This window comes from Pseudomonas sp. AK-TSAG1-1, from assembly GCF_056821665.1.
In genome coordinates this window covers 3,984,163-4,010,459 of sequence record NZ_CM165965.1, presented here as the reverse complement: position 1 = coordinate 4,010,459, position 26,297 = coordinate 3,984,163, and the positions used below count along the sequence as shown (strand labels likewise).

The following is a 26,297-nucleotide window of genomic DNA, read 5'->3' as shown; positions in this document are numbered from 1 at the left end:
TACGTGACAATAACCACAAAAATTCAGATTCAAAAGGATCATCTTTGCAAGGGAGCGCGCTCCTGGTGCCTATCAGATTTGAGCGAGATGGCGCCCCAGCTTTTCCGCTCATCTGAATGGCTCCGAAGAAGAATTAGCGTTAGCATTCCATTAACTTGTATAAACAGATTGTTTTTCGGATCAGGGTCGCATTGTGGAAAAGCTAAAACGCCTTCAAAGCGGAATAGAAGGGCTCGATGCTCTGCTCAGGGGCGGGCTGGTCGAGGGGGCTTCATACATAATCCAAGGACGCCCGGGGTCTGGAAAAACCATCCTCGCAAACCAGCTTGGGTTCCATCATGCGAACAACGGGGGGCGGGTTCTGGTCGCCACGCTGTTGGCTGAATCGCATGACCGTCTTTTTCAATTTCTTTCTACCCTAAGCTTTTTCGACTCCTCCAGGGTCGGCGCTGAAATGCAGTTTGTGAGTGCTTTTGACACCCTGGAAAACGAAGGATTGGATGAGGTAGTAAAGCTGCTTCGACGCGAAATTAGCCGCCAAAAAGCCACGGTGATGGTCGTAGACGGTTTGCTTAATGCACGTTCGAAAGCTGATTCGCCTATTGATACCAAGAAATTTATTTCAGAATTACAAGGTCACGCCGCTTTCGCTGGTTGCACAGTGCTATTCCTTACCAGCTCCCGCCTGGACGATGGGAGCCCTGAGCACACCATGGTAGACGGCGTCATTGAGATGGGCGAGGAGCTGTATGGCACTCGTTCAGTACGTCGAATTCAGCTTCGTAAAACTCGCGGCAGCTCCGCAATGACCGGTCTTCACGAGTGTGAAATTACCGAGAATGGCTTGGTGGTTTATCCACGACTTGAAAGTCTCTATAGCCATCCATCATCCCCCGACAGCGCCGATATGACGCGTATTGGCAGTGGCATCGTAACGCTGGACGAAATTTTGGGCGGAGGCCTGCACAGTTCCAGTGTGACACTAGTAATCGGCCCCTCGGGGATTGGTAAAACAACACTGGGCCTCAAATTTCTGGCCGAATCGACCGTAGATGCGCCAGGGCTACATTTTGGCTTCTACGAAAGTCCACAGCGACTGCGACTCAAAGGCCTATCACTGGGTATCGATATCAAGGGAATGGAGGACAGCGGTGCTTTGAATATTGCCTGGCAGCCTACTACAGAAGGCCTTTTGGACGGACTGGGCGCACGTTTGCTGAGACTAGTTGGAGAAAAAGGCATCAAGCGCTTGTTCATCGATAGCCTTAGCGGTATGACTCGAGTTTCGACAAATCCGGCAAGGATCACTGACTTCTTCAGTGCACTGATGAACGAACTGCGATCTAGAGGCGTTACGGTATTTGCATCTTGGGAAATGCGCGATCTATTTGGCTCCGAAGTAAGCGCGCCAAACTCTGACCTTTCGAGCATCGTCGACAACCTGATGCTAATGCGGTTCTGTGAGAATCACTCTGAACTAAGCAGGACGCTGTCCATTCTTAAAGTACGAGACAGCTCTTACGACCCTTCGCGATTCGAGGTCGTGATCCGTGATCAAGATGTTTTCCTGAGAAAGACTTCAAGACATGAACCATCAGTCCCCACTGAGGCATCTCCCGGTTCAATTTCTTAAGCTTTTAAGTGGGTTAAATTAACATGACCACCATCCTGGTCGTCGACGACGAGTATTTGATCGCTGACATTCTTAGCTTTGCGCTGGAGGATGAGGGGTACATGGTGGTAAAGGCCAGCAACGGTCGAAAAGGACTTGAGGTGCTGGATAGAGAGCGGCCCGCCTTGGTCATTACCGACTTTATGATGCCGGTTATGGACGGACTGGAATTCGCTACAGCTATCCGAGCCCTTCCTTCCAACAACCATTTGCCGATCATCTTGATGAGCGGTGCTCAGGCACACCTTGGCATGCAGAGATCGGATCTGTTTGATGTGGTGTTGGCAAAGCCATTCAAGATCGACTTGATGATTTCCGAAGTCAGGAGGCTTCTAGCTTCGAAATAGCCAACGACGCTTTGAGGCTCGTTTTGAGTGGAATGGAAAGGATTTGCTCCGCTCGCTACGCCTACCTGACCTACTTTTTTATGTTTTTGTGGAGATGAGCAGAATTTTCTATAGTCGTTATTCGCTGATGGATCAGCTCCGCTTGATCGTGAACCTCCTCTGGATCTCGCCCGTGATGGCTTCTGAGCAGCTAAGAGAATCACCGCTGTTTGGCCGTTAGCTGCCAGTCGAGTGTCATCAAACCGCTAGGGTCATCTTGATGAACTCCTCGTTTTTGTCGATCGTCCAGTGTGCACTGCGGATGTTCTCGGCCACATCTGCCGATCCGCGGTGTTCGACCCAATTGGACAGTTCCATGATGGCGCATTCGAGGGCGAGCTGGTTTTCGTTGATCTTGAAGAGTAGGGAAGGGAGCAGGTCAGAGTTTGGCATTTGGTTTCCTCCGTGGACGAAACCAGCGTAGCAGGGGGATTGGTTTTCAAGTGGCAGAACGCCGGGGAGGGAGCAAACACTGTAGGAAAATACAGCGCTAAGTTGTTGAATCTTATAGGTGGTAAAGGCGATTTTCTACTACGCTGATTTTGGTATCTTTTCCTTTACTATCAGTAGTTTACATGGGCTCAGAAGTCACCTTGACATGATGGTGCTTTAACCTCGCCTCAAAGCCCCGCGGGGGCCGCGGGGTCGTTACGCCATTACTTACCGAGCTTCTTGCGAACGTCGGTCACCATCGGACCGACTGCTTTCACAGCTGCTTTTAGCTGGTCCGCTGTCACGCCGAATTTAGTCGACCAATATTTCAACTCCCAATCCTCGGAAGTGTTTACCCGGTCTCTATCTTTGGGGCCGCGGTTTTTCAGATCATCAGCCATCTTCAATTTCCTTTTTGGTAGCCTGGGGCAGTCCAGGCCAATCCAGCATAGACCATCAATCCTGATCGCCTGGGTTGACTACATTTCTGCGCAAAACCTCCGCTACCGCCCACGGTTTACCGTTTGCATAAGCACAAAAAAACGGATGTTTTGCAACTCATGAAATGAGCAATTTCCCTTATAAAACAATTGCTTGGTCGGCCCCAGTCCCCAGCATGGGGTGCTAGGGGTCGAGTGTTCGAATCACTCCGTCCCGACCATATAATTCAATGACTTAGGCCAATGTTTACGACATTGGCCTTTTTCATGCGCGTGAGTTTTACGCGGCGGCTAAGAAGTCGCTGCGCGCAGGCAGGACTCAATGCAGAACCCTGCGACTCTCACCGATCCTGATCCGGTCCAGTGCCCGGTTCAAGGCGTCCAGTGCATCCAGAAGTGCCTTTGCTTCAGCTTCTCGGCCATCGCCCCAAAGGCGTTCCGCCATTTTGTTAAGCGCCTGGATCGAGCGTTCGATGTCTGCGGCGGTGGTCGCGGCTGAGGTTTGTGCTGGTCTTTTGGGCATTCGGTTCATCTGCAGGAAATTGAAAACTTCTCCAGCATGATCGGCGTTCACAAGCGTTCAATCCAGAGGCTATTGTTTTGGCTTGCTCTGAATGTCTTCCGAGTCGCTGGAGGTCGCCGCGTCTTTCTCGGTTTCTTTCGATGCGGCGCCGGAGTTCGAACCAGAGGCTTCTTCACCTTTCTTGTTGGCCTTTTCTTCATTGGATTCAGGCTTGTTGCTGGACTGATTGACGCCCGGAATGGCGGTAGGCGGCGCGGCGGATCCTGCCTCATCGGTTGCCAGTGAGAGGCCCGAGGCCGTCAACATCAGGCTTGCCAGTACCAGGGTCGCAATCTTCTTGTTCATTTCCAGGCCTTCCGTACGAGGGATGTACCGCATTGGAGGTGCGGGCAGGGCCAAGGTGCTGTTCGTTGGACGAGCGGTAGGCAATGAAACCAGGCGGCAAATTGCTGGCCCCCAGGTTTCCCGAGACCGGGCAAACTCGCCTTTTTTCAAAAGGTTAGGTTGGCTATATGCGGACGATTGTCATAACCGTTGCAACGCTTTCCCTGGCTGCATTTGCCGTGGGAGCCCAGGCAAAAGAGTTGAGCAAGAGTCATCGGTTTGCCTGTACTTGGGGTTCAGACATTGCTGCCGGTGCCCAGCAGTCGAAGCTGTCGGGGATTTCCCTGTATGGCGCGCGCAAGCAATTGCAGGTGCGCAAGTTCCAGCAGCCGTGGATGCGGATGACGGCGATGGGGATTACCGAGCAGACCTACAACAGCACGTCAAAGCTCAAGCCAGCGGCGGTCAAGCAGACCTATTACGAACAATGCGTACGGCATGAACTGGCCCAGCGATAAATCAAAAGCCCAACCCGAAGAGGTTGGGCTTTTTCATGCCTGCCGAAACGTCAGCGTCACTTGTCGCTCTCGCAATTGACCATCCACGACACGCCAAAGCGGTCCACCAGCATGCCGAAACGGGCGGCCCAGAACGTGGTTTCAAGCGGCATGTCGACGCGACCGTCCTTGGCCAGCGCATTGAACACCCGCTCGGCTTCAGCAATGCTGTCGACGTTGAGGGAGATCGAGCAACCGCTCATGCCCCCGGTTGGCCGGTCTGGCGTGGTGTCTGAGGCCATGATCATCTGGTCGCCGACTTTCAGGCAAGTGTGGATGACCAGGTGGTGATGCTCTGTCGGTACATGTTCGGCGGCAGGTGTTTCGCCGAAGGTCATCATCGCTTCGAGTTTTCCTTGCAAGGCTTGCTCGTAGAAGGTGAAGGCCTCGCGGCAGTCGCCGTTGAAGATCAGGTAGGGATTGATTCTCATGGTGGTGGTCCTGGCAGTAGGCGCGGAGTGAGGCGATTTTCGCCAGGTTCCGCGAAAGACGGTTAAAACATAGCAGAGCATTGGACGCCGGAATGGGCAGAGTTTTTCCAGATGTTTTTCTCATGAAAAGGCCCGGTTTCAGCACGGATCACACCTGCGGAGTACCATGGCAGGCTCTATCAGTTGTCGAGTTCACTGATCCATGCCTTTGATTTCCCGCTTCCACGCTTTGTTCGATCAGGCCCGGCGCGCCTTGTTGCTGGTCTGGGCGACATCTCGCGGATTGTTTCTGGGCTTGGTGCTGGCGACATTGATTGCCGGTGTACTGCCGGCGCTGGCCGCATGGCTGGGTCAGCGCATTGTCGATGCGGTGGTGACGGCGATGCAGTTACACGCACAGCACGGCGATGCGCCGCTGTGGCCGGTGTTGCGTTATGTGTTGATGGAAGCGGGAGTGTTGGCGCTGTTGTCCGGTACGCAACGGGCGTTGTCGGTCCAGCAGTCGCTGTTGCGGGTGGAATTGGGACAGAAGGTCAACACGCTGATTCTGGAAAAGGCACAGACCCTGTCACTGGTGCAGTTCGAGAACTCCGAGTTCTACGACAAACTGGTCCGCGTGCGCCGTGAGGCCTCGACCCGGCCGCTGGCGCTGGTGATGAAGTCGCTGGGGTTGATCCAGAACCTGATCATGCTGATCAGCTTCGGTGTGTTGCTGGTGCATTTTTCGCCGTGGGCACTGGTGCTGCTGTTGGTCGGTGCGTTACCGGTATTCTTTGCTGAGGCACACTTTTCCGGCGACGCTTTCCGCCTGTTCACCCGCCGTGCGCCAGAGAGCCGGCAGCAAAGCTATATCGAAACCTTGCTGTCCCATGAGGCCTATATCAAAGAGGTCAAACTGTTCGGTTTCGCGCCGTTGCTGCTGCAACGCTACCGGGACACCTTCGCCAGGCTCTACGCTGAAGACCGGCGCCTGACCTTGCGTCGCGATGGCTGGGGTTTCGGTCTTGGATTGCTCGGCACCGGGGCTTTCTATCTGGCTTATGCCTGGGTGGTGATCGACGCGGTGCATGGCAATATCAGTCTGGGCCAGATGACCATGTACCTGGTGCTGTTCAAGCAGGGGCAAAGCGCGGTCAGCAGTAGCTTGAGCGCGATCAGCGGCTTGTATGAAGACGGTTTGTACCTGTCGAACCTTTACGAGTATCTGGCCGAACCGGTGCTGGCCGCTTCCGGTCATCTCACTGTCGGCGCGCAGCCGGGCGATGGCCTGCGCTTTGAAAACGTCGGTTTCCGTTATCCGGGAGCCAACCGTGCGGCGCTGGAAGGCATCGACCTGCATCTGGTGCCGGGCAAGAGCCTGGCGCTGGTAGGGGAGAATGGCTCAGGCAAGACCACCATGATCAAACTGCTGACCCGCCTGTATCGGCCCGATCAAGGACGTATCCTGCTCGATGGCAGTGACTTGCAGGATTGGGAAGAGACCACGTTGCGCCGGCGTATCGGCGTGATTTTCCAGGACTACATTCGCTACCAGTTCAGCGTGGGGGAGAACATCGGCGTCGGTGATACTTCAGCGTTCAATGAAGAGCCACGCTGGAAGGCTGCGGCGATCGAAGGCATGGCCGCACCGTTCATTGAAGGGCTCGACCGCGGTTACGCCACACAGTTGGGTCGCTGGTTTGCCGGTGGTCAGGAGTTGTCCGGTGGGCAATGGCAGAAGATTGCCCTGTCCCGGGCCTACATGCGCCGCGATGCCGACATCCTGATCCTCGACGAACCGACTTCGGCTCTGGATCCGGCTGCGGAAGCGGCGGTGTTCGAGCACTTCAGCCAGCACACCGAAAATCGCATGACCTTGCTGATCTCCCACCGTTTTTCCAGTGTGCGCAACGCCGATCAGATCATCGTGCTGGCGGCCGGTCGAATACTGGAGCAGGGCGATCACGAATGGCTGATCGCGGCCAACGGACACTACGCCAAACTGTTCGATCTGCAGGCCCGTGGCTATCGCTAGGAGTCCTGTGCGCTACGTGCCAATGCCGGACCGGCCACATGGGGCGCAGGTTTGGACTGGATCAGCGCATCGATCGCCTTGCGATAATTCAGCCCGCCCAGCGCCATGCTGTTGTTGTGGGTGGCACCCGGTACCAGCAGCAATCGCTTGGGCTGTTGAGCGGCGTTGAACAGTTGCTCGCTGAAGCGTGGCGGCACGAACGCGTCGGCCATGCCGTGTACGACGAGTAATGGCATGTGAATCTCGGCGATCTTGTCGATCGAGTCGAACTTCTGCGACAGCAGCCAGCGCACCGGTAACGAGGTGTTGGCCACGGCAGCCGCTACGTCGGCGAGGGAGGTAAACGTCGATTCGATCACCAGGCCCTTGACTGGCAGCGGTGTATGGTCGCGTGCGGCGTCCTGGCCGAGCTCGGCCGCCAGATCAATGGCCACGGCGCCTCCCAGGGAGTGGCCGTAGATCAGTCGTTTGCTCGGGTCGGGCTGCAGCAGTTTGAAGCGCTCCCATGCCACGCGGGCGTCTTCGTACACGCTGCTTTCAGAGGGCAGATCACCCTTGCTCTGGCCGAAACCACGGTAGTCGATGGCCAGTACCGAGTAGCCTGCCGCGCGCAATTGCTCGATGCGGAACAACTGCCCGGTGAGGTTCCAGCGCACGCCGTGCAGATAGAGGATTGCCGGGGCGTTCGGCCGTTCCGCCGGCCACCACCAGGCATGAATGTTCTGCCCGGCCTTGAAGCCCTTGGGCTGCAAGTCGAGTTCCTGCACGCTGCCCGGCAAACCGTGATACCAGCCGGCCGTGCCCGGTTCGATGCGAAACAGCAGTTTGCGCTCGGTGTGTTCGAGGACGGCACAACTCGTCGGCACGCCAATGATCAGCGCAGCCATGCAGGCAAACGCCAGACGACGGCGACGCAAACGAGTCATGAAGGAAAGGAACATTAAACGGTTCACCACAGCGCAGACGAAGAAGGCTTTTTACCAGAACCCGTGGTCTGCGCGTGGATTTTTCGACCGCCGTGTGCCCGCACCAATTACAAAATGCTGCGGTTCAATCGACCCGCAGAACGATTTTGCCGATGTGATCACCGCTTTCCATGTGCGCGTGCGCCCGTGCCGCATCGTGCAGCGAATAGACCTTGTCGATGATCGGCAGGCAGCGCCCGGCGGCCAGCACCGGCCAGACGTATTGGCGCAGGTGGTCGGCGATTTCGGCCTTTTCCTCAGAGGTGCGCGCACGCAGCAGCGAACCGGTGATCACCGCGCGCTTGGCCATGATCGCCAGCAAGTCGATGTCGTTGGCCTTGCCACCACCGAGAAAGCCCAGCATCACCAGCCGGCCATCCATCGCCAACGCGCTGACATTAGCGTTGAGGTACGAGGCGCCCATGATGTCGAGAATCGCGTTAACGCCTTTGCCGGCGGTTTTCTCTACGATGACGGCAGCGAAATCCTGCTCGCGATAATTGATCGGCTGCCCACCCAGCTCGCTGATCGCCGCACATTTGTCCGTACTGCCGGCGGTGGCGAAGGCTTCGATGCCGAACTCACGGCAGAGCATCAGCGCGGTCGTGCCGATGCCACTGGTGCCACCGTGAATCAGCACCCGCTGACCACGCTGGGCGCCGCCGAGGCCGAACAGGTTGGCCCACACGGTAAAGAAGGTTTCCGGGATGGCGGCAGCCTGCACCCAATCCAGCCCCTCCGGGATCGGCAGGGTTTGCCCGGCGGGCACCGTGCAGTATTCGGCGTAACCGCCACCGTTGGTCAATGCACAGACTTTGTCACCCACGGCAAACTCACTGACACCGTCCCCCAGCGCCACGACTTCGCCAGCCACTTCCAGACCGGGAATCGGGTTCATGCCGGGTTTCATCGGGTACTTGCCAGCACGTTGCAACGCGTCCGGCCGGTTGATCCCGGCGGCATGCACGCGGATCAGCACTTCGCCGGCAGCAGCGACGGGTAGCGGCACACGCTTGGGTTGCAAGACGTCGGGGCCACCGGGTTGAGTGATTTCGATGCGGGTCATTTCGCTGGGCAGTGTCATATCCGGTCCTGTTGCGTAGGGGGGCTGTAGGTGGGAGTTCAAGTGGTTGGCAATGATTCCCTTCAAAAGCCCTTCAGGCTTGAGAACAGTGGCGAGGATATCGGCTATTGTTGCTGCTTTCGCGCAGCGATTTGGCGGCACAGTGATGCAAATCTGCATCAACAGGAGAAGCGATGAATTGGGATGACGCACGGGTGTTTCTCGCGGTCTGTCGTGAGTCGACGCTGCGGGGCGCGGCGCGGGTGCTTGGCGTGGACCAGGCAACGGTCGGACGGCGGATCACCGCGCTGGAAAAGTCCCTGAGCGCGACGTTGTTCCTGCGCACCTCCGACGGTTATGCACTGACTGCGGTGGGTGAAGCAGCACTCAGGTCTGTCGAGAAAATGGAGCATTCTGCGCTTGAACTCGAGCGCCAGATCGAGGGCCTGGATGATCGCCTGACCGGCACGGTGCGGGTCAGCACCACCGATTCGCTGGCCATCGACTTCCTGATCCCGGCCATCGCCCGTTTGCACGCACAGCATCCGGACGTGCGCGTGCAACTGGATGCCTCCACGCAGATGCTCAGCCTGGCGAAGCGCGAAGCGGACATCGCCGTGCGCAATGCCCGGCCGGACAATCCGGGCCTGATCGCCCGACGCATCGCTCGCTGGCCCACCGGGCTGTTCGCCACGCAGGCTTACATTGATGCCCACGGGGTACCCGAGCAGGGTAGTGCGTTCGCGGGGCATGATCTGGTGGTCTATCAACCGTACCTGCAGAGCCACAAAGACCTGACGCTGGTGGGCGAGCCGATCAGTCGCGGGCGTATTGTCGCCAGTCTCGGCTCCAGCCTGCTGATACGGCGCTCGATTGCGGCGGGCATTGGTGTAGGAGAAATCCCGCTGTACATGGGCGAGCGCGACGGGCTGGTCAGGCTCTGGCCGCAGCGTACCCGGCCGCAGCCCTATGAAGTGTGGCTTGTGACCCATGCGGATCTGCGCCACACCGCAAGGGTGAGGGCGGTGATTGAACAGATCGTCGAGGTGTTTGCCTCGGAAAATGAGTAGCGCACACTGGCATCGGCGAGCTCACAGAGCCTGACGAAACGGCCTACGCCGATAGCAGAAACCGCTGGCTTGTAGGCCGAAGGACCGAGGGCTATCGTTTCAAAGGCTGGTGCAAGGCAGCACGCTTGCACTGGCGTGACATACCACGGACGGTATCGGTAGCCCGATAAAGGTGTCGAATTGGAAGCCAGGGAATTCAGTCACGTTCAAAGCAGTGACACAACGAGTAAAGGCCAGGGAACGCAAGTCATGGGCGCCATCAGTCGCGAAGAATTCAATGCCAGGATCGAGACCATCGAGACACGAATGGATGCTCGACTGGACGCGGTATCAATGAAAATCGACGGGTTTTTATCTGTTCAGGTAGAGCGAGACAAACGCTACGACCTGATTACGCAAGAAATGCGCAGGATTGCCGACGGCGCGCAGGACGCAGCAAGGCAAGGGGCGACCGTCAAAGCCAACGTCTGGGCAGCAACGGCCGTCCAGTTACTGGGAATAGTCGCCATCGTCGTCGGGGCCTATTACGCCAATCAAGCCAACATGTATGTCGCCATACAAACCACCCTCGCCGCAGTTCAAGCAGGCAAGGACGTTCACGCACCAAAACCGTCGATGCTGCCAACGCCTTTACCGCCACAATAAAAAACGGCCTTCAAACGAAGGCCGTTTTTGCAGGCGACAACCCCCTGCCTCATGGCATTTGCGGCAACTCCTGCGGCCGCAGATCAAACACCAGCACCTCGGCATCCACGCCATTGCCCAAGGTCAGGGCCTGTTCTTCACGCACCCGCACGCCGTCGCCCTCCTGCAACTGCACGCCGTTGAGTTCAACGCTGCCACGCGCCACATGCACGTAGGCATAACGGTTGGCCGGCAGTTCCAGTGTCGCGCTTTCCTTGCCGTCGAACAGGCCGGCGAAGACCCGTGCGTCCTGACGTACTTTCAGTGAGCCATCAGCGCCGTCTGGCGAGATGATCAGTTGCAGGCGACCGCGTTTCTTCTGCGCGCTGAAGTGCTCCTGCTGGTAGCGCGGTTTGGCCCCAGCCACTTCCGGCACGATCCAGATTTGCAGAAAGTGCACAGGCCGGGTGGCCGAATGGTTGAACTCGCTGTGGGCCACGCCGCTGCCGGCACTCATCAGTTGCACGTCACCGGGGCGAATCACCGAGCCGGTGCCGAGGGTGTCCTTGTGTTCCAGCGCGCCTTCCAGCACGTAGGAAAAGATCTCCATGTCGCGGTGCGGGTGCTGGCCGAAACCCTTGCCGGCCGCCACGCTGTCGTCGTTGATCACCAGCAGGTCGGAAAAACCCTGCTCACGCGGGTCGCGGTAGCTGGCGAAGGAAAAGGTGTGGAAGGACTTCAGCCAGCCATGATTGGCGAGGCCGCGGTCGGAAGCTTTGCGCAGAGTCAGCATGATGAAATCTCCTGGCGGGACGTTGATTCGTCCGAGTGAGGAGAAGGTTACTGTTAATCGCCCTGTGCAATAAGTAGATGGAAATTGAAATACTGTCCCTTTCAGGTTGACAGTTTTGCGTACTCGATCACGCATTCTTTTCGCTGCTCGCCACGCACTTGGCCATAATGCGAGCTCTGGCTACTTTTCCTTGATTTCAGTGATGTTCACCCATGAAAACCGTGGCAATGGTGCTGTTTCCCGAATTTTTACTGCTCGACATGGCCGGTCCCATGGAGGTGTTTTCGGTCGCCAACCGCTACTTGAAGGCCGACGATCATTACCAGTTGATCACCCTGGGCACCGAGCGCGGGATGCTCCGCGCCTCCAATGGCGTGCAAGTACAAACCGACCGCCATATCGACGACCCGATCCCGGCCTGTGACTTGCTGCTGGTACCGGGTGGCCCGGGGGCCTACAGCGAAAGGCACCCACCATTGCTTGCCTGGCTGCAACGGGCGGCGGGGCAGGCTGGCCGCTATGGTTCGATCTGCACCGGGGCCTTTGTGCTGGGCCATGCCGGTCTGCTCGATGGCTATCGCGTGACCACCCACTGGAACTACACCGAACGGCTGATCAAGGCTTTCCCCAAGGCGCAGGTGGAGACTGATCAGATTTACACCGAAGACCGCAATCTGATCACCTCGGGAGGCGTGACCGCCGGTATCGATCTGGCATTGGCGGTGGTCGCGCAGGATCACGGGAAAAAAGTCGCCCAGGACGTGGCCAAGGTTCTGCTGGTGGTGATGAAGCGTCAGGGCGGGCAAGCGCAGTTCAGCCCGTTGATGGCGGCGGTGGCCCCGCAGGAAACCGCCATTACCCGCGTGCAGAACCACGTGCTGGAACACCTCGACGAGGCGTTTACGGTCGAGCGCATGGCCGGTCTGGCGAACATGAGCACCCGGCACTTTGCGCGAGTGTTCGCGCGGGATGTGGACATGACGCCGATGGCGTTTTTACAGAACGCCCGTATCGATTGCGCGCGTAATCTTCTGGAAACCACCGAGCTGCCCTTGAAGACCGTGGCTTATAAAAGCGGTTTCGGCAGCGTGCGACACATGCGTCTGCTGTTCGCTGAAAAGCTCGGCCTGACCCCGGCGCAATACCGCAAACAGTTCAGCTAGAGCGGTTGTGTCCGTCCGGTGCATCCGGATGTCCGTGCTGCGCCCCGCACGGAGGTTGTGCCGTCACCTGCGCCTGCCAAGATAACTGCAACGCTTGGAAGGGAGAGGCGCCGGAGGCCTGAGGCAGATGCTCACGACCGCTGGCACTGGAAAACGGCATGCACAGCCACGACGATTTGCCCGCTGCATCGGTCCTGTATTTTGGACCCTACGCGTTTCATCTGCGCCAACGGCTGGTCCTCGACGGTGACCGGCAGTTGCGCATGGGCGGCCGCGCCCTGGACATTCTGCAGATGCTGGTCGAGCGCGCCGGTCGGGTGGTGCGCAAAGAGCAGTTGATCGCCTGGGTGTGGCCAGACAGCGTGGTCGAGGAGATCAACCTGCGGGTGCACATCGCCGCGTTGCGTCGGGCGTTGGGTGATGGCGAGAACGGTCAGCGCTACATCGTCAACGTGCCGCAATGCGGCTACTGCTTCATTGCCCCGGTGCACGCTCAAAGCGTTGCGCAAGTGGTGTTCGAAACCCTGCAAGCCCCGCAGCATAATTTACCCGCTCGCTTGACTCCGGTCATCGGCCGCGATTCGCTGGTCGGCAGCCTGGTGCGACAAATGCCGCTGTGCCGGTTGATGACGCTGACAGGCCCGGCCGGGATCGGCAAATCCACGGTGGCGCTGCGCGTGGCCGAGTTGCTGCTACAGCATTATCGCGAGGGCGTCTGGTACGTCGATCTGTCCCTTGCCAATGATGCTCCATCGTTGCTCGACCACTTGCTGCACACCCTCGACACCTCGTTCGAGGCGTTAGTGTCACGTCATGCCTTGCTGGTGCTGGACAATGCTGATCGTCGTCGCGAACCGGGCCGGGAGCTGGTCGAGCGATTGCAACTGGCTGCGCCCCGGCTGGCGCTGCTGGTCACCAGTCGCGAACCGTTGCACGCCCATCTCGAGACCCTGCAACCGGTTGCGCCATTGAGTTTTCCCAAAGCGTTGGCAGTGGACAGTGTTGAAGAACTCATGGGCTATTCGGCGGTGCAATTGCTGGTCAGCCGCGCTCGCGCCCGTCAGCATGATTTCCGCCTGCGCGAGCAGGATCTGCCCACCGTGTGTGACATCTGTCGTCGGCTCGACGGTTTGCCGCTGGCCATCGAACTGGCGGCGGCGCAGATCGATTCACTGGCGCTGGTGGGGCTGCAGACACAACTGGATAACGGTCTGCGCCTGCTCAGTCATGGTCGACGCACCGCGGTAGCGCGACTCCAGTCGATGAGCGCCGCGCTGGACTGGAGCTATCAGGACCTGAAGGCCAGCGAGCAACGGGTATTGCAGCGCCTGTCGGTGTTCAAAGCGACTTTTACCGAGGCGGCGGCGCTGCAGGTGATTGACGGTGCGCACCTGAGGGCGATGATCGAGCGTCTGGCCGCCAAGTCATGGCTGACGGTGGAGCGGGGCGCAGACCCGGTGCGCTACCGGATGCTCAACACCATTCGCTGTTATGTGCGTGAGCAGCTCGAAACCAGTGCTGAACTGAGCGACATCGTGCACCGCCATGCCCGGTACCACGGACAGAGTCGATCCGGCTCAGTCGTGCAACCGGGCGCGCAGCGTGTCGAGCAGTAAGCGCACCTTACGCAGGTCCGGGGTGGCGTAACCTTCGCTGAAGCGTTGGTAGATCGGGGTCAGCAAGTCCAGTGCTTCGCGGTCACGTGATTGGCGCTGCCACAGCTGTGCCAGGGACGTTGCACTGCGCAGTTCCCAGGCCAGGGCGCCCTGGGACCGGGCGATGGCGAGGGCGTCTTGCAGAAGTTCTTCTGCCTGGTCGACGGTGCAGGCGGTGCCTGGGTGATCGCTTTCGCAAGCTGGCGGGCTCTTGTGGGAGCGAGCCTGCTCGCGAAGGCCTCCCTGCGGACAACCCGACTCATCAGCCAATAACCGCTCGGCTTCGGCCCGCAACACCTCCGCCGTGCTCCAGCCCGCCGCGCCACTGCGTGCGCGCTCCAGCAAGGCGGCATCGATGTAGCGAGCATCGAGTGTGACCATCAGCTCCTTGATCAGGCCGCTTTGCGCAGGGGCGTCGGGCTGGGCCAGACGCTCATCGATAACCTGCGCATAGTGCCGCCCCCAGCTGTAGAACAGCAGCACCGAATGCTTCTGCGCCTGCTCCAGCAGCAGTTGCAACAGCGCTCGTGCGGTCTTTGGATCGCCGTTGTAGTGCGCGATCAGGCAACTGGCCAAGGCCAGGGTGTAACAGATCGAGGTGCCGTGGTTGATCTGCACGGCGATGTCCAGCGCCTGTCGCGCGGTGCGCCACGCCTGTTCGGGAAACCCTTGCAGCCATAGCACCCGGGCGAGAATGGTCAGCGACGCCACGCTCTGGTCGTACTGCACGCCGAAGCCGTGGGTGAACCGGTTGCGATAGCCGCTGTGGGCCATGCGCTGGATCACTTGCTCGGCGCTGATCCGGGCTTGCGGTTGGTCGCCGGCAAAGTGCAGGGCCAGGACACGCAGGCGGTGAGTACTCAACGACAGCAGAGGATCGTCGTGGTCACCGAGGCTGTCGAAATGTGCGCTTTGCTGCAGTGCTGCCTGGTAATGGCCGCAACTGAGGTTGACCGCCAGGTGTCCGGATATCGCGCGCAATTGCCCGGCGACGTCGCGGTGCTGTTGCGCCAGCGCGTTGGCTTGAGTGAACGCTGCGATGGTCTCCGGCGAACCGCCCCAGGTGTGGTAGCAGGCGCTGCCGAGCGCCAGTTGCAGGGCGATTTCCAGACGTGGGCAAGGTTGTTCGGCAGCTGCGAGCAAGGTCAGCGCCTGGCGTACATGCGCGCCATACTCCTTGAGTAATGACAGCTCCTGCCACAACGCGGCCGACGTTGCCGTCAGACGGATTCCGAGTGAACGCGAGCCAGCACCCTGCAAACTCCAGTCGAGGGCGGCGCGCAGATCCTCCAACGCTCGGGCATAGCGCTCGATCCATTGCGTGGTTGGCGTGTGCTCCCAGTCGGCTTGCGCCTGTTCCATCAACGTCAGATAGCGCTCGGCGTGGCGTTCGCGCAGGGTTTCGCGTTCACCGCTGTGTTCAAGTTTTGCCAGCGCGTAATGGCGCGTGGTGTCGAGCAGGCGATAGAACACTTGTTCATCGCCGACATCCACATTGAGCAGTGATTTGGCCACCAGTTGCGTGATCGCCGCGAGTACCTGGGTGGGCTCGATGTGCTGCCCGACGATCACCGCTGCGGCCGACGCCAGGCTGAAGCTGCCGCGAAACGTCCCGAGGCGGCGCAGGCAGGTCTGCTCGCAGGGGGTGAGCAGGTTGAAACTCCAGTCCAGCGTGGCATGCAACGTCTGGTGCCGTGCATGGCGCTGGTGGTTGCCTGCCGCCAGTGGATGCAGATGATCCTGCCACTGCTGCAGCAAACCGCTCAGGCCGAGGCTTTCGACCTGCGCTGCCGCCAGTTCCAGGGCCAGCGGAATACCGTCCAGGCGCCGGCAGATTTCAATGGCCAGCGGCAACTCGGCGTCGCTCAATTCAAAGTGTTCGTGGGCGACCATGGCCCGTTCGACGAACAGTTGCAGCGCGGCAAACGCCATCGCCTGTTCGCGATCGAGATCGCTTGTCGCCGGCGGGCAGTCGAGTGAATCCAGACGCTGCACGAACTCGCCTTCAGCGCGCAGGCTTTCACGGCTGGTGGCCAGAATGTGCACGTGCGGTGCGCCGCGCAGGATGCTTTCGGCGAGCAGCGCCACGGCATCGATCAGGTGCTCGCAGTTGTCGATCACCAGCAGCATCTGCCGCTCGCGCAAAGCGTTGAGCACTGCTGCCAGCGGCTCGCCGTCGTGCACTGACAGATTGAGCAGGGTCGCCAGTTGCGAGGCGATCAGCGTCGGGTCGTTGAGCGGCGCCAGATCCAGCAGGCGGATGCCGTCGCGATAGCGTCCGATCAGTTGTTCGGCGACACGCAGCGCGACGGTGGTCTTGCCGATTCCGCCGGGGCCAACCAGAGTGATGCAACGCTGCGACGGCAGCTGCTGCATCAGGCTGTCGACCAGCGGCTGGCGGCCGATCATCCGGGTGTGGCGCAACGGCAGATTGTGCCGCCCCGGAGCCGCTTCGCGCAGGCGTTGTTCGCTGGACTGTACCGTCAGCGGCGCAACGAAACTGTAACCGCGCTGGGCCACGGTGACGATAAAGCGCTGGCCGGCCTGACCGTCGCCCAATGCTTTGCGCAGGGCAGCCATGTGTACCCGCAAATTGATGTCTTCGACGACGCTGTCCGGCCACACGCCGGCGAGCAACTGCTGTTTGCTCACCACTTCACCGGCATGTGCCAGCAGCATCAACAGAATATCCATGGCACGCCGGCCCAGACGCAGCGGCTGGTCGCCTTCCATGACCAGTCGTTGCCCGGTGTAGATCCGATAAGGGCCGAAGCCGATGGCCTGGTTCGGGGAAAGACTCAACAGCACACTCCTGCGGTGATGCGGCGATCCCGGCACAGGCGCGCTGCGTGAAGACGCAGCCCGTCTGGTGCAAGGTATCGCAGCATATTCCTCAGGTTTGGCCATCAGTGCAACGGCAGGCTCTCGGGTAATGCTCAAAAGCTCATGGGCCGTGTTCGGGGGTCTTTGCCTTCGCGCATGACCTGGCAGCGCCAGGCGAACGGGTTGATCCCTTCGCTGCGGGTGAACATGTGACAGAAGTGCGCTTGATCGCAGAAGCCGCATTCCAGGCTGATTTGCGTCAGGCTCAGGCCGGTGTGGCGGATCAGCAGCTTGGCGCGGGCGATCCGCTGCTCGCGGATCCAGTCCTGCGGTGCCAGGCCTGTGCTGGCCTTGAACGCCCGGGAGAAATGGCTGCGCGACAGCGAGCAGGCACGTGCCAGCTCGGCCACTTCCAGGCTTTCTCCGAGGCGTTCGAGGATCAGTTGTTTGACCTGCCGCTCGCGTTGCGGGCTGAGGCCGCCGAGGGGCGGCTTGCGGGGTTCGCAGGCAGGGGCGAGGGCGACGGATTGCTGTAGATGAGCCATGGCCAAAGTCCGTGTCGTGGGAGGGGACACCCGCCGGGTGCGTTCCCTCAGGGCAAAAAACAACGCTGCGCAGAGGCCTTCATTGTTAAGACAGGCCGCGCAGACTGACGAGTTAATCGTTGTTAATTCGCAGACCTGACCCGGGCGCAAACCCGCGATGATCGCGTAAAGTGCACAGCACTTGCGCCTGGTCATCGAAGGAATTGGAGCCCATGAACCGTAACGATCTACGCCGCGTCGACATGAACCTGCTGGTGATTTTCGAAGCGCTGATGTTCGAAAAGAACCTGACCCGAGTCGCCGAAAAACTGTTCATGGGCCAACCGGCGGTGAGTGCCGCGCTAGGCCGTTTGCGCGATTTGTTCGACGACCCGTTGCTGCTGCGCAACGGCCGTGGCATGGAGCCGACCGCCCGCGCGCTGGCGATTCTGCAAGAGCTGCAACCGGCGATGGACGTGATTTCCGGCGCGGTCAGCCGGGCCAAGGAATTCGATCCGGCGAGCAGTTGCGACGTGTTCCGCATTGGCCTGTCGGACGACGCCGAGTTCGGCCTGTTTCCACCGCTGCTGCGCAAGCTTCAGCAAGAGGCGCCGGGGATTGTCGTCGTGGTGCGGCGCGCCAACTACCTGCTGATGCCGGCGCTGCTGGCGTCCGGGGAAATCTCCGTCGGTGTGAGCTACACCACCGATCTGCCGGCCAACGCCAAGCGCAAGAAACTGCGCGACATCCCCTGCAAGGTGCTGCGCGGCGATGACCGCCCGGGGCCGCTGACCCTCGATGAATACTGCGAGCGCCCGCATGCGATGGTGTCGTTTTCCGGTGACTTGAGCGGCAACATCGACCTGGACCTGGCCAAGCTCGGTCGTCGGCGGCGCGTGGTGCTCGGTGTGCCGCAGTTCAGTGGCTTGCGCGCCTTGCTCGCCGGCACTGAAATGATCGCCACCGTGCCGGATTACGCCGCTTGTGCGTTGGTCGAAGGTTGCACATTGCGCGCCGAAGATCCGCCGTTCCCGATCGATGCGGCGCAGCTGTCGATGGCTTGGAGCGGGGTGCATGACAACGACCCGGCGGAGCGCTGGCTGCGTTCGCGGATCAGTCAGTTCATGGCGGCGCCGCTGGACATCCCACCCGTGTGAAAACACCACAATCCCCTTGTGGGAGGCTTGCTCGCGAAAGCGATGTGTCATTCAACAATCATGCGGGTTGACCCGACGCCATCGTCGGATCACCACCCGGAGCAAGCCCGCTCCCACAGGAATCCGGCGCGTCTGAAAGAGAGCACATCCATCCAATTTCCCCCCGCCCGCACCGAGCATGATTGACCCCGATAAGAAATAAAGGGTGAGGTCATGAACGCTTTGCAACGGGATGAACAGGCGCACGACGTCGGCTTGCTGTTTCTGCGGGTCAGCGGCGGACTGTTTCTGCTGTGGGTTCACGGTTTGCCCAAGCTGTTGAACTTCAACGCGCAATTGCAGCAGATCGAAGACCCGTTCCACCTCGGTGCTCATCTGACCTTGTGTCTGGCGATTTTTGCCGAAGTCCTGTGTCCGCTACTGATCGTCGGCGGGGTGCTGGCGCGATTGGCCTGCTTGCCTATTCTCTTTGTGCTGCTGGTGGCGCTGCTGGTCGTGCATCCGCAATGGAGTGTGGCCGAGGGGCAGTTCGGCTGGTTGCTGTTGATCCTGTTCGCCACTTTGTTCATCGCCGGGCCGGGACGGCTGGCGCTCAATGTTCGCCTGTCCGGAGTGCTGCGTTATGCCTGAAGCCCTGAGTCCACAAGCACCGGGGTCTGATGAGACCGTCACCCTGATCGTCAAGCACCGGGTCAAGGCCGGATTTGAACAAGCCTATGAGGCATGGCTGCGCAACATCGTGCGGGTCGCCGGGCAACGCGAAGGCCACCTCGGGGTGGACGTGGTGCGCGGCAAGCTTGGCGGCCTAGACACCTACACGTGTGTACTGCGTTTTTGCTCCACCGCGGCCATGCAACTGTGGCTGGAGTCGCCACAGCGTCAGGCGCTGGTCGATGAAGCGACGCCGATGCTTGCCGACGGTGATCAGACCGAAGTCGCGCCGATCAATGAATTCTGGTTTGCCCCGTTGGCCGATGCCGCCCGGCCACCGCCGCGCTGGAAACAAGCGGTAATCACGCTGCTGGTGATTCTGCCGCATACCTTGCTGGTGCCACTGATCTGGGCGCCGCTGCTAAAGCTGCATCCGCTGCTTTCCAACTACGTGGTTGCCACGTTCCTGATCACCCTGACCATCGTCCTGTCGGTGGTGTACGTGTTCATGCCCCGCGTGACCCGGTTGTTTGCGCCGTGGCTGGAAGCCGGTCAGGCCCATGCCCACATCGAACCGGCCAAACAGCCGTCACGCTGAACCCCATTCATTTACTCGGAAGGAACTGCGATGAACGCCGATCTGATTCTGTTCAATGGTCAATTTCATACCGTCGACCGCAGCAAACCGCTGGCCAGTGCCGTGGCGATCAAGGACGGGCGCTTTGTCGTCGTCGGTAACGACACCCAGGCCATGGCCCTGCGCGGTTCGGCCACGCAAGTGATCGACCTGCACGGCCGCTGCGTGATCCCCGGCCTCAATGACTCGCACCTGCACCTGATCCGTGGCGGCCTGAACTACAACCTCGAGCTGCGCTGGGAAGGCGTGCCGTCGCTGGCCGATGCGCTGCGCATGCTCAAGGAACAGGCCGACCGCACGCCAACCCCGCAGTGGGTGCGCGTGGTCGGTGGCTGGAACGAATTCCAGTTCGCCGAAAAACGCATGCCGACCCTCGAAGAACTCAACCAGGCCGCGCCGGATACGCCAGTGTTCGTCCTGCACCTGTATGACCGCGCGCTGCTCAACCGTGCCGCACTGCGGGTTGCCGGTTACACCCGCGACACACCAAACCCGCCGGGTGGCGAGATCGTCCGGGATGCCAATGGCAACCCGACCGGGATGCTGGTGGCGCGGCCGAACGCGATGATTCTGTATTCGACACTGGCCAAGGGGCCGAAACTGCCGCTGGAATATCAGGTCAACTCGACCCGTCAGTTCATGCGTGAACTCAATCGCCTCGGCCTGACCAGTGCGATCGATGCCGGCGGTGGTTTCCAGAACTATCCGGACGACTATCAAGTGATCGAGCAACTGGCCAAGGACGACCAGTTGACCGTGCGCATCGCCTACAACCTGTTCACCCAGAAACCGAAAGAAGAACTCAGCGATTTCCAGAACTGGACCGGCAGCGTCACCCTGCACCAGGGCGACGATTACCTGCGGCACAACGGCGCCGGCGAGATGCTGGTGTTCTCCGCCGCCGACTTCGAAGACTTCCTCGAACCGCGCCCGGACCTGCCGCAGACCATGGAACAGGAGCTGGAGCCGGTGGTGCGCCACTTGGTCGAGCAGCGCTGGCCGTTCCGTTTGCACGCCACGTACAACGAGTCGATCAGCCGCATGCTCGACGTGTTCGAGAAGGTCAACCGTGACATTCCGTTCAACGGTCTGCCGTGGTTCTTCGACCACGCCGAAACCATCACCCCGCAGAACATCGAGCGGGTGAGGGCGCTGGGCGGTGGTATCGCGATTCAGGACCGCATGGCGTTCCAGGGTGAGTACTTTGTCGATCGTTACGGCAAGCAGGCCGCCGAGGCCACGCCGCCGATCAAACGCATGCTCGCCGAAGGTGTGCCAGTGGGCGCCGGCACCGACGCCACGCGGGTTTCCAGCTATAACCCGTGGACGTCGATGTACTGGATGGTCAGCGGCCGTACCGTCGGTGGCCTGGCGTTGTACGAAGAAGGTCTGCCGCGCACCACCGCGCTGGAACTGTTCACTCACGGCAGTGCGTGGTTCTCCTCCGAGCAGGGCAAGAAGGGCCAGATCAAGGTCGGGCAACTGGCGGATCTGGCGGCGCTGAGCGCGGATTTCTTCCACGTCGAGGAAGAAGCGATCAAGTGGATCGAGTCGGTGCTGACCGTGGTCGGCGGCAAGATCGTCTACGCCGCCGGCGATTTCGAAGACCTCGGCCCACGCTCGATTCCAGTGCTGCCGGACTGGTCGCCAGTGGTCAAGGTCCCGGGCCACTGGCGGCCGAATTCGCCGTTGCAGGCGCAGGTGCACCAGTGTGTCGGGGCCTGTGCGGTGCACTCGCACAGCCACGAAAAAGCGCGCCTGTCGAACGCACCGGTCAGCGACTTTGCCGGGTTCTGGGGCGCCTTCGGCTGTTCCTGTTTCGCCTTCTGACGAATACAAAAAAAGCGCCGGCCAACTGGTACGGCGCTTCCTGCAACATCCATCCCAAGGAGTTTCCCATGAGCGTTCCCTACAAGCGTCTGAACAAAGATGATGCGGTCGTGTTGCTGGTCGATCACCAGACCGGTCTGATCTCGCTGGTGCAGGATTTCACGCCCAACGAATTCAAGAACAACGTGCTGGCGCTGGGCGACATCGCCAAGTTCTTCAAACTGCCGACCATCCTCACCACCAGCTTCGACGCCGGTCCTAACGGCCCGATCGTGCCTGAGCTGCGTGAGCAGTTTCCGGATGCGCCGTTCATTCAGCGCCCAGGCCAGATCAATGCCTGGGACAACGAAGACTTCGTCAAGGCGATCAAGGCCACCGGCCGCAAGCAACTGATCATCGCCGGTGTGGTGACGGACGTCTGCGTGGCGTTCCCGACCCTGTCGGCCATCGCCGAAGGCTATGACGTGTTCGTGGTCACCGACTCGTCCGGCACCTTCAACACCACCGTGCAACAAGCCGCGTGGGCGCGGATGTCGGCCGCCGGTGCACAACTGTTGAACTGGTTCTCGGTGGCGTGCGAGCTGCAGGGCGACTGGCGCAACGACATGGAAGGCCTGGCGCACCTGCTGTCGGAACGCCTGCCGAACTATCGCAACCTGATCAACAGCTACACCAAGTTCACTGCCAAGTAAGAAAATCAAAAGATCGCAGCCTGCGGCAGCTCCCTGGAGACCGCATGGCTGCGATTTTTTGCTGTCAGCGCTTCTGCAGCCAACCGAGAAACCCACCCTTGCGCATCGGCGCCGGTTTCGCCATCAACGCGAGGCGGCTGTTCTGCTGCCGCACGGCCTGCAGTTTGTTCAGCGCCTGGCCGACTGCGCTGCGTTGCTCCATGCATTGGCGGGTCAGGGCTTTATCGAGGCGATAGATGATGCTCGACGTCAACGCCGTGAACGTGGCCTGCGACGGCGTGTCGGCGAGGATGCTCTGTTCGCCCATGACCTCGCTCGGCCCCATGCGCCCGGCTTCGGTCTGGCCATTGCCATCGGGCACGGTCGCGCTGACCACGCCAGTGGCGATCACAAACAGACTCTCGGGGATCTCATCCAGACCCAGCACCACCTGACCGGCGGCGTACTGTTGCGCGACCATCGATTCAGCAAGGCGATCGCGTTCCTCATGACTCAACGAGCGGAAGACTTTTACTTCATCGAGCAGCGCCCGGGCGCGGGTCGAAGGCTCGATCACGCCATCGGGGTGTCGGGAAATACCTGCGGCTTCGAGATGACGGTGGGCGAGGTCGAACAGTTGATTACGCACCTCGCCTTTCTTGCCCAGTTCACTGATGAAGCCGCTGGCGACGTACTCCGACGTCTCTTCCCCGGCCTCTTTCAACACGGCTTTGGGCGGCGGGTTCAACAGCAGGCTGCTGCTGCCCTGCAGTGTGCGGTCGAGGGCGTCGAGCACCCGCCGTGGGCGGATATGATTCGGCACCTTGATGCTGATCGAGACGCCGTGCAGGTTGGTCGGACGACTGAGATTGACGATCTTCGCCTTGGCCGCCACCGAGTTCGGCACCACGGCCAGAGTGCCGGTGCTGGTCAGCAGGTGCGTGGCGCGCCAGTCGATGTCGAGTACCTTGCCCTCGACGCCGTCGATCACTACGAAATCGTCCACCTGATACGGCTTGGTGGTGTTGAGCACGATTCCGGAGAACACGTCGCTCAGGGTGCTTTGCAGTGCCAGGCCGACGACGATCGCCACCACCCCGGAAGTCGCCAGCAAACCCTTGACCGGCAGCTCCAGCACATAACCGGCGGCCGCGACGATCGCTGCCAGAAACACCAGCGCGCCAATCACGTCCTGCAACAGCCGACCGCTGTGGCCGATACGCCGCATCAGTGCCAGGCCGATCACTTCAGTCAATACGCGCGCGGCGTACAGCCACCAGACAATCCCCAGCGCGGTCGCGCCAAGTTGCGCGACGCGGTCATCGGCAAACACCGGCGCCAGCAACGGGCTGATGCCGGCATTGATGATCAGTGCACTGAAACCAAGAAACAGCACCAGCCGCATGCCGACTCTCGGTGCGCGATGTTTGAACGGCGCGAGGTGCCAGAGCAGGGCATCGAGCAGGAGCAAGGCGGCGCTCCAGGACAGTGGATGGGTAAGGAGGAAAGACATGGCATGCTCCGGCAAAACGTGGATGGGCGGTCTGGCAGGGCAAAAGCGTGGCGAAGGCGCTTGCCCCCGTTGGGTTGTGAAGCAACCCCAAAATGCCTTCGCGACTGCTGTGCAGTCGAACGGGGTCAAGCGCTCTCGCCACAGTCGAATGGATTCGCCACACAAGGTTGTGTGGCGAAGGCATCAGTTCAGATGTGTCTTCAGCTCAGCCGCCGCCTGCCGCACAGCCGCTTTGACTTCCGGAATCTGACTCAGCGGATTGAGCAAGCCAAAGTCATGAATCATCCCGTTGTACCGCACCGAGGTCACCGGCACACCCGCCGCATCCAGATGCCGCGCATAGCCTTCACCCTCATCACGCAGCACGTCGAACTCGGCGGTCTGCACCAGCGCCGCGGGCAAGCCCTTGAGCTGTTCGCTGCTGGCGTTGAGCGGCGAGGCGTGGATCTGCGCACGCTCCGCAGCGTTGGTGGTGTAGCTGTCCCAGAACCACTGCATCATGCCTTTGGTGAGGAAATGCCCTTCGGCAAACTGCTGGTACGAGCCGTCGTCGAACTGTGCGTTGGTCACCGGCCACATCAGCAACTGGAAGCGCAGGGCCGGGGTTTTCTGTTCCTTGGCCATCAGCGCCACGACCGCCGCCATGTTGCCGCCGACGCTGTTGCCGGCCACCGCCAGACGCTTGCCATCGACGCCAATGTCCTTGCCATGTTCAGCCACCCATTGGGTCGCGGCGTAAGCCTGATTGATCGCCGTCGGGTACTGTGCTTCCGGCGATGGCATGTAATCCACGTACACCGCGACCGCTCCAGAACCCACCACCAGATCGCGAATCAAGCGTTGGTGCGTCGGGTAATCGCCCAACACCCAACCGCCACCGTGGAAGAACATGAACACCGGCAACTCGCCTTTGACCTTGGCCGGACGCACCACTTTGAGGTTGATCACCTGGCCATCGACGGTGATCGCCTTGTCGCTGACTTCAACCCCGGACAGGTCGACTTTTACCGACGCTTGCGCACCGGTCAGCACCGCGCGGGCATCCTTCGGGCTCAGTTGTTCCAGCGGTTTGCCACCGCCGGCGGCGAGGGCTTCGAGGAACGCCTGGGTGTGGTGTTCGACACCCGGGCTGCCGGCGGCAAAAGCGTTGCCGATGGACAGGGCGAGGAGGGACGCGGTCAGGGTTTTGGTGAGGTTCATGCTCAATTCCTTTTTTCGAGAGTTTGTTGTGTGGTGGCGGGCTGTTTTCAAACCGTGAGCACAGATTAATGAGCTGTCGAAAAGTGAAAAAGCGGCTATAAAGCGTTTGACTGTCTACCAGAGAGTGACAATGAACCCGTTCGAAGACATGCGTATTTTTTGTCAGGTCATGGACTCCGGCAGCTTTACTGCGGCGGCTGATCAGTTGGGCCTGTCCAAGCAGTTCGTCAGCCGCCGTTTGATGCAGCTTGAAGAGCGTCTCGGTGTACGGTTGTTGAACCGCTCCACGCGGCGTCTCGACGTCACGCCACTGGGCCAGAGTTATTACGAATCGGCATTGCGTCTGCTGGGCGAAGTCGAGCAGGTCGAACAAGGCATCGCCGGCCAGACCGCCGAGCCACGCGGGACCATTCGCGTCAGTGCGCCGCTGTCGTTTGCCGTGGCGCATCTGGGCTGCCTGTTGCCACTGTTCCTGCAGCGCTATCGCGAGGTCACGGTGGAGGTGGATTTGAGCGACCGCCCGGTGGACCTGCTCGGCGAAGGCTACGACCTGGCGTTGCGTATCGGTGTGCTGGAGGACTCGACGCTGATTGCCCGGCGCATCGCATCCATCGAGCGGGTGTACTGCGCGAGCCCAGCGTACCTGGCCGAACGCGGCACACCGCTCAAACCCGAAGACCTGCACAGCCACGACTGCCTGCCTTACGGGCACGGTCGTTCGGTGCAGTGGCGTTTCAACGCGGGGCAGGGCAAGCCGTTGCTGGTGAACGTCACCGGGCGCATGCGGGTGAACAACGGCGAGTTGCTGCGCGATGCGGCGGTGCAGGGGATGGGGATCACTTATCTGCCGACGTTCATCGTTGGCGCGGCGCTGAACGACGGGCGGCTGCTGCCGGTCCTTGATGACTACAGGCCTGAGCCGCTGACCCTGTCGGCGGTGTATCCGCAACATCGCCAGGCCTCGCGGCCGGTGCAGGCGCTTGTCGAATTCCTGCGCGAACGCCTGAATCAGATGTGACCACGCCAAAAATGTGGGAGCGAGCCTGCTCGCGAAAGCGGTGGTTCAGACGATGAAAATGTTGGCTGTGCCGACGCCTTCGCGAGCAAGCCCGCTCCCACAAGAGTTCAGCCAGAACGCAAGATTTGCATACTCCACAAAACCTGTAGGAGCGAGCCTGC

26 protein-coding genes are annotated in these 26,297 nt (G+C 60.3%); 14 read left to right on the top strand and 12 right to left on the bottom strand.

Going from position 1 to position 26,297, the window contains the following annotated elements:
- The first annotated feature begins 190 nt into the window (after window positions 1–190).
- On the top strand, window positions 191–1,633 hold the full coding sequence (locus AC1UK9_RS17780; RefSeq protein WP_482580491.1) for an ATPase domain-containing protein: 1,443 nt from the start codon (window positions 191–193) through the stop codon (window positions 1,631–1,633).
- A 23-nt stretch (window positions 1,634–1,656) separates the two neighbouring features.
- Window positions 1,657–2,019, top strand: a complete 363-nt coding sequence (locus AC1UK9_RS17775) for a response regulator (protein ID WP_482578159.1) — start codon at window positions 1,657–1,659, stop codon at window positions 2,017–2,019.
- A 237-nt stretch (window positions 2,020–2,256) separates the two neighbouring features.
- On the opposite strand, the gene AC1UK9_RS17770 is transcribed toward AC1UK9_RS17775, so the two are convergent.
- From AC1UK9_RS17770 to AC1UK9_RS17755, 4 genes are all read right to left on the bottom strand, one after another.
- Window positions 2,257–2,451 carry a hypothetical protein gene (locus tag AC1UK9_RS17770; RefSeq protein WP_482578158.1) on the bottom strand — a complete coding sequence of 65 codons (195 nt, stop codon included), beginning with the start codon at window positions 2,449–2,451 and terminating at the stop codon, window positions 2,257–2,259.
- A 263-nt stretch (window positions 2,452–2,714) separates the two neighbouring features.
- Window positions 2,715–2,891 carry a DUF3606 domain-containing protein gene (locus tag AC1UK9_RS17765; protein ID WP_008076910.1) on the bottom strand — a complete coding sequence of 59 codons (177 nt, stop codon included), beginning with the start codon at window positions 2,889–2,891 and terminating at the stop codon, window positions 2,715–2,717.
- A gap of 358 nt (window positions 2,892–3,249) precedes the next feature.
- Window positions 3,250–3,453 (bottom strand): hypothetical protein, encoded by a 204-nt coding sequence (locus AC1UK9_RS17760; protein WP_025111219.1) that lies wholly within the window; start codon window positions 3,451–3,453, stop codon window positions 3,250–3,252.
- A 69-nt stretch (window positions 3,454–3,522) separates the two neighbouring features.
- Window positions 3,523–3,798, bottom strand: coding sequence for a hypothetical protein (locus AC1UK9_RS17755; RefSeq protein WP_482578157.1), 276 nt, complete (start codon window positions 3,796–3,798; stop codon window positions 3,523–3,525).
- 167 nt (window positions 3,799–3,965) lie between these two features.
- Between AC1UK9_RS17755 and AC1UK9_RS17750 the strand changes: the two genes are divergently transcribed.
- The gene (locus AC1UK9_RS17750) at window positions 3,966–4,295 is read left to right on the top strand and encodes a hypothetical protein (protein ID WP_482578156.1); all 330 of its coding nucleotides are present in this window, start codon (window positions 3,966–3,968) and stop codon (window positions 4,293–4,295) included.
- A gap of 56 nt (window positions 4,296–4,351) precedes the next feature.
- On the opposite strand, the gene AC1UK9_RS17745 is transcribed toward AC1UK9_RS17750, so the two are convergent.
- Window positions 4,352–4,765, bottom strand: a complete 414-nt coding sequence (locus AC1UK9_RS17745; RefSeq protein WP_482578155.1) for a VOC family protein — start codon at window positions 4,763–4,765, stop codon at window positions 4,352–4,354.
- Between the two features lie 202 nt (window positions 4,766–4,967).
- On the opposite strand from AC1UK9_RS17745, the gene AC1UK9_RS17740 reads away from it, so the two are divergent.
- Window positions 4,968–6,779, top strand: coding sequence for an ABC transporter ATP-binding protein (locus AC1UK9_RS17740; protein ID WP_482578154.1), 1,812 nt, complete (start codon window positions 4,968–4,970; stop codon window positions 6,777–6,779).
- On the opposite strand, the gene AC1UK9_RS17735 is transcribed toward AC1UK9_RS17740, so the two are convergent.
- Window positions 6,776–7,720 carry an alpha/beta hydrolase gene (locus AC1UK9_RS17735; protein WP_482578153.1) on the bottom strand — a complete coding sequence of 315 codons (945 nt, stop codon included), beginning with the start codon at window positions 7,718–7,720 and terminating at the stop codon, window positions 6,776–6,778. The genes AC1UK9_RS17740 and AC1UK9_RS17735 overlap by 4 nt on opposite strands.
- Before the next feature lie 109 nt (window positions 7,721–7,829).
- Window positions 7,830–8,828, bottom strand: a complete 999-nt coding sequence (locus AC1UK9_RS17730) for an NAD(P)H-quinone oxidoreductase (protein WP_482578152.1) — start codon at window positions 8,826–8,828, stop codon at window positions 7,830–7,832.
- A 173-nt stretch (window positions 8,829–9,001) separates the two neighbouring features.
- On the opposite strand from AC1UK9_RS17730, the gene AC1UK9_RS17725 reads away from it, so the two are divergent.
- Both AC1UK9_RS17725 and AC1UK9_RS17720 read left to right on the top strand, forming a co-directional pair.
- Window positions 9,002–9,877 (top strand): LysR family transcriptional regulator, encoded by an 876-nt coding sequence (locus AC1UK9_RS17725; protein ID WP_025111226.1) that lies wholly within the window; start codon window positions 9,002–9,004, stop codon window positions 9,875–9,877.
- 249 nt (window positions 9,878–10,126) lie between these two features.
- On the top strand, window positions 10,127–10,522 hold the full coding sequence (locus tag AC1UK9_RS17720) for a hypothetical protein (protein WP_473013001.1): 396 nt from the start codon (window positions 10,127–10,129) through the stop codon (window positions 10,520–10,522).
- A gap of 49 nt (window positions 10,523–10,571) precedes the next feature.
- Here the strand turns inward: AC1UK9_RS17720 and AC1UK9_RS17715 are convergent, their stop codons facing one another.
- Complete coding sequence (locus AC1UK9_RS17715) at window positions 10,572–11,294, bottom strand: pirin family protein (protein WP_473013000.1); 723 nt, start codon at window positions 11,292–11,294, stop codon at window positions 10,572–10,574.
- 212 nt (window positions 11,295–11,506) lie between these two features.
- Between AC1UK9_RS17715 and AC1UK9_RS17710 the strand changes: the two genes are divergently transcribed.
- Window positions 11,507–12,457 carry a GlxA family transcriptional regulator gene (locus tag AC1UK9_RS17710; RefSeq protein ID WP_025111229.1) on the top strand — a complete coding sequence of 317 codons (951 nt, stop codon included), beginning with the start codon at window positions 11,507–11,509 and terminating at the stop codon, window positions 12,455–12,457.
- Between the two features lie 158 nt (window positions 12,458–12,615).
- On the top strand, window positions 12,616–14,073 hold the full coding sequence (locus AC1UK9_RS17705) for an ATP-binding protein (protein ID WP_482578151.1): 1,458 nt from the start codon (window positions 12,616–12,618) through the stop codon (window positions 14,071–14,073).
- Here the strand turns inward: AC1UK9_RS17705 and AC1UK9_RS17700 are convergent.
- The gene (locus tag AC1UK9_RS17700) at window positions 14,035–16,914 is read right to left on the bottom strand and encodes an ATP-binding protein (RefSeq protein ID WP_482578150.1); all 2,880 of its coding nucleotides are present in this window, start codon (window positions 16,912–16,914) and stop codon (window positions 14,035–14,037) included. The two genes, AC1UK9_RS17705 and AC1UK9_RS17700, sit on opposite strands and share 39 nt — an antisense overlap.
- A 134-nt stretch (window positions 16,915–17,048) precedes the next feature.
- A complete protein-coding gene (locus tag AC1UK9_RS17695; RefSeq protein WP_025111232.1) occupies window positions 17,049–17,480 on the bottom strand; it encodes a helix-turn-helix domain-containing protein in 432 nt (143 codons plus the stop codon).
- 212 nt (window positions 17,481–17,692) lie between these two features.
- Here AC1UK9_RS17695 and AC1UK9_RS17690 point away from each other — a divergent pair, with 212 nt between their 5' ends.
- The 5 genes from AC1UK9_RS17690 to ycaC all read left to right on the top strand — a co-directional run bounded on the left by AC1UK9_RS17690 (window position 17,693) and on the right by ycaC (window position 22,426).
- Complete coding sequence (locus AC1UK9_RS17690; RefSeq protein ID WP_473012996.1) at window positions 17,693–18,616, top strand: LysR family transcriptional regulator; 924 nt, start codon at window positions 17,693–17,695, stop codon at window positions 18,614–18,616.
- Between the two features lie 213 nt (window positions 18,617–18,829).
- Window positions 18,830–19,246: a DoxX family protein gene (locus AC1UK9_RS17685; protein WP_482578149.1), complete on the top strand. Its 417-nt coding sequence runs from the start codon at window positions 18,830–18,832 to the stop codon at window positions 19,244–19,246.
- The gene (locus AC1UK9_RS17680; protein ID WP_482578148.1) at window positions 19,239–19,865 is read left to right on the top strand and encodes an antibiotic biosynthesis monooxygenase; all 627 of its coding nucleotides are present in this window, start codon (window positions 19,239–19,241) and stop codon (window positions 19,863–19,865) included. The genes AC1UK9_RS17685 and AC1UK9_RS17680 overlap by 8 nt, the downstream gene beginning before the upstream one ends.
- 30 nt (window positions 19,866–19,895) lie before the next feature.
- Window positions 19,896–21,734 carry an amidohydrolase gene (locus tag AC1UK9_RS17675; RefSeq protein ID WP_482578147.1) on the top strand — a complete coding sequence of 613 codons (1,839 nt, stop codon included), beginning with the start codon at window positions 19,896–19,898 and terminating at the stop codon, window positions 21,732–21,734.
- Window positions 21,735–21,802: 68 nt separating this feature from the next.
- Window positions 21,803–22,426 (top strand): isochorismate family cysteine hydrolase YcaC, encoded by a 624-nt coding sequence (ycaC, locus tag AC1UK9_RS17670; protein WP_025111237.1) that lies wholly within the window; start codon window positions 21,803–21,805, stop codon window positions 22,424–22,426.
- Between the two features lie 64 nt (window positions 22,427–22,490).
- Here ycaC and AC1UK9_RS17665 read toward each other — a convergent pair whose 3' ends face one another.
- Entirely contained in the window at window positions 22,491–23,918 is a 1,428-nt protein-coding gene (locus AC1UK9_RS17665) for a mechanosensitive ion channel domain-containing protein (protein WP_482578146.1), read from the bottom strand.
- Window positions 23,919–24,101: 183 nt separating this feature from the next.
- The gene (locus AC1UK9_RS17660; protein WP_482578145.1) at window positions 24,102–25,118 is read right to left on the bottom strand and encodes an alpha/beta hydrolase; all 1,017 of its coding nucleotides are present in this window, start codon (window positions 25,116–25,118) and stop codon (window positions 24,102–24,104) included.
- A 130-nt stretch (window positions 25,119–25,248) separates the two neighbouring features.
- Here AC1UK9_RS17660 and AC1UK9_RS17655 point away from each other — a divergent pair, with 130 nt between their 5' ends.
- Window positions 25,249–26,136 carry a LysR family transcriptional regulator gene (locus tag AC1UK9_RS17655; protein WP_025111240.1) on the top strand — a complete coding sequence of 296 codons (888 nt, stop codon included), beginning with the start codon at window positions 25,249–25,251 and terminating at the stop codon, window positions 26,134–26,136.
- Window positions 26,137–26,297 lie beyond the last annotated feature (161 nt).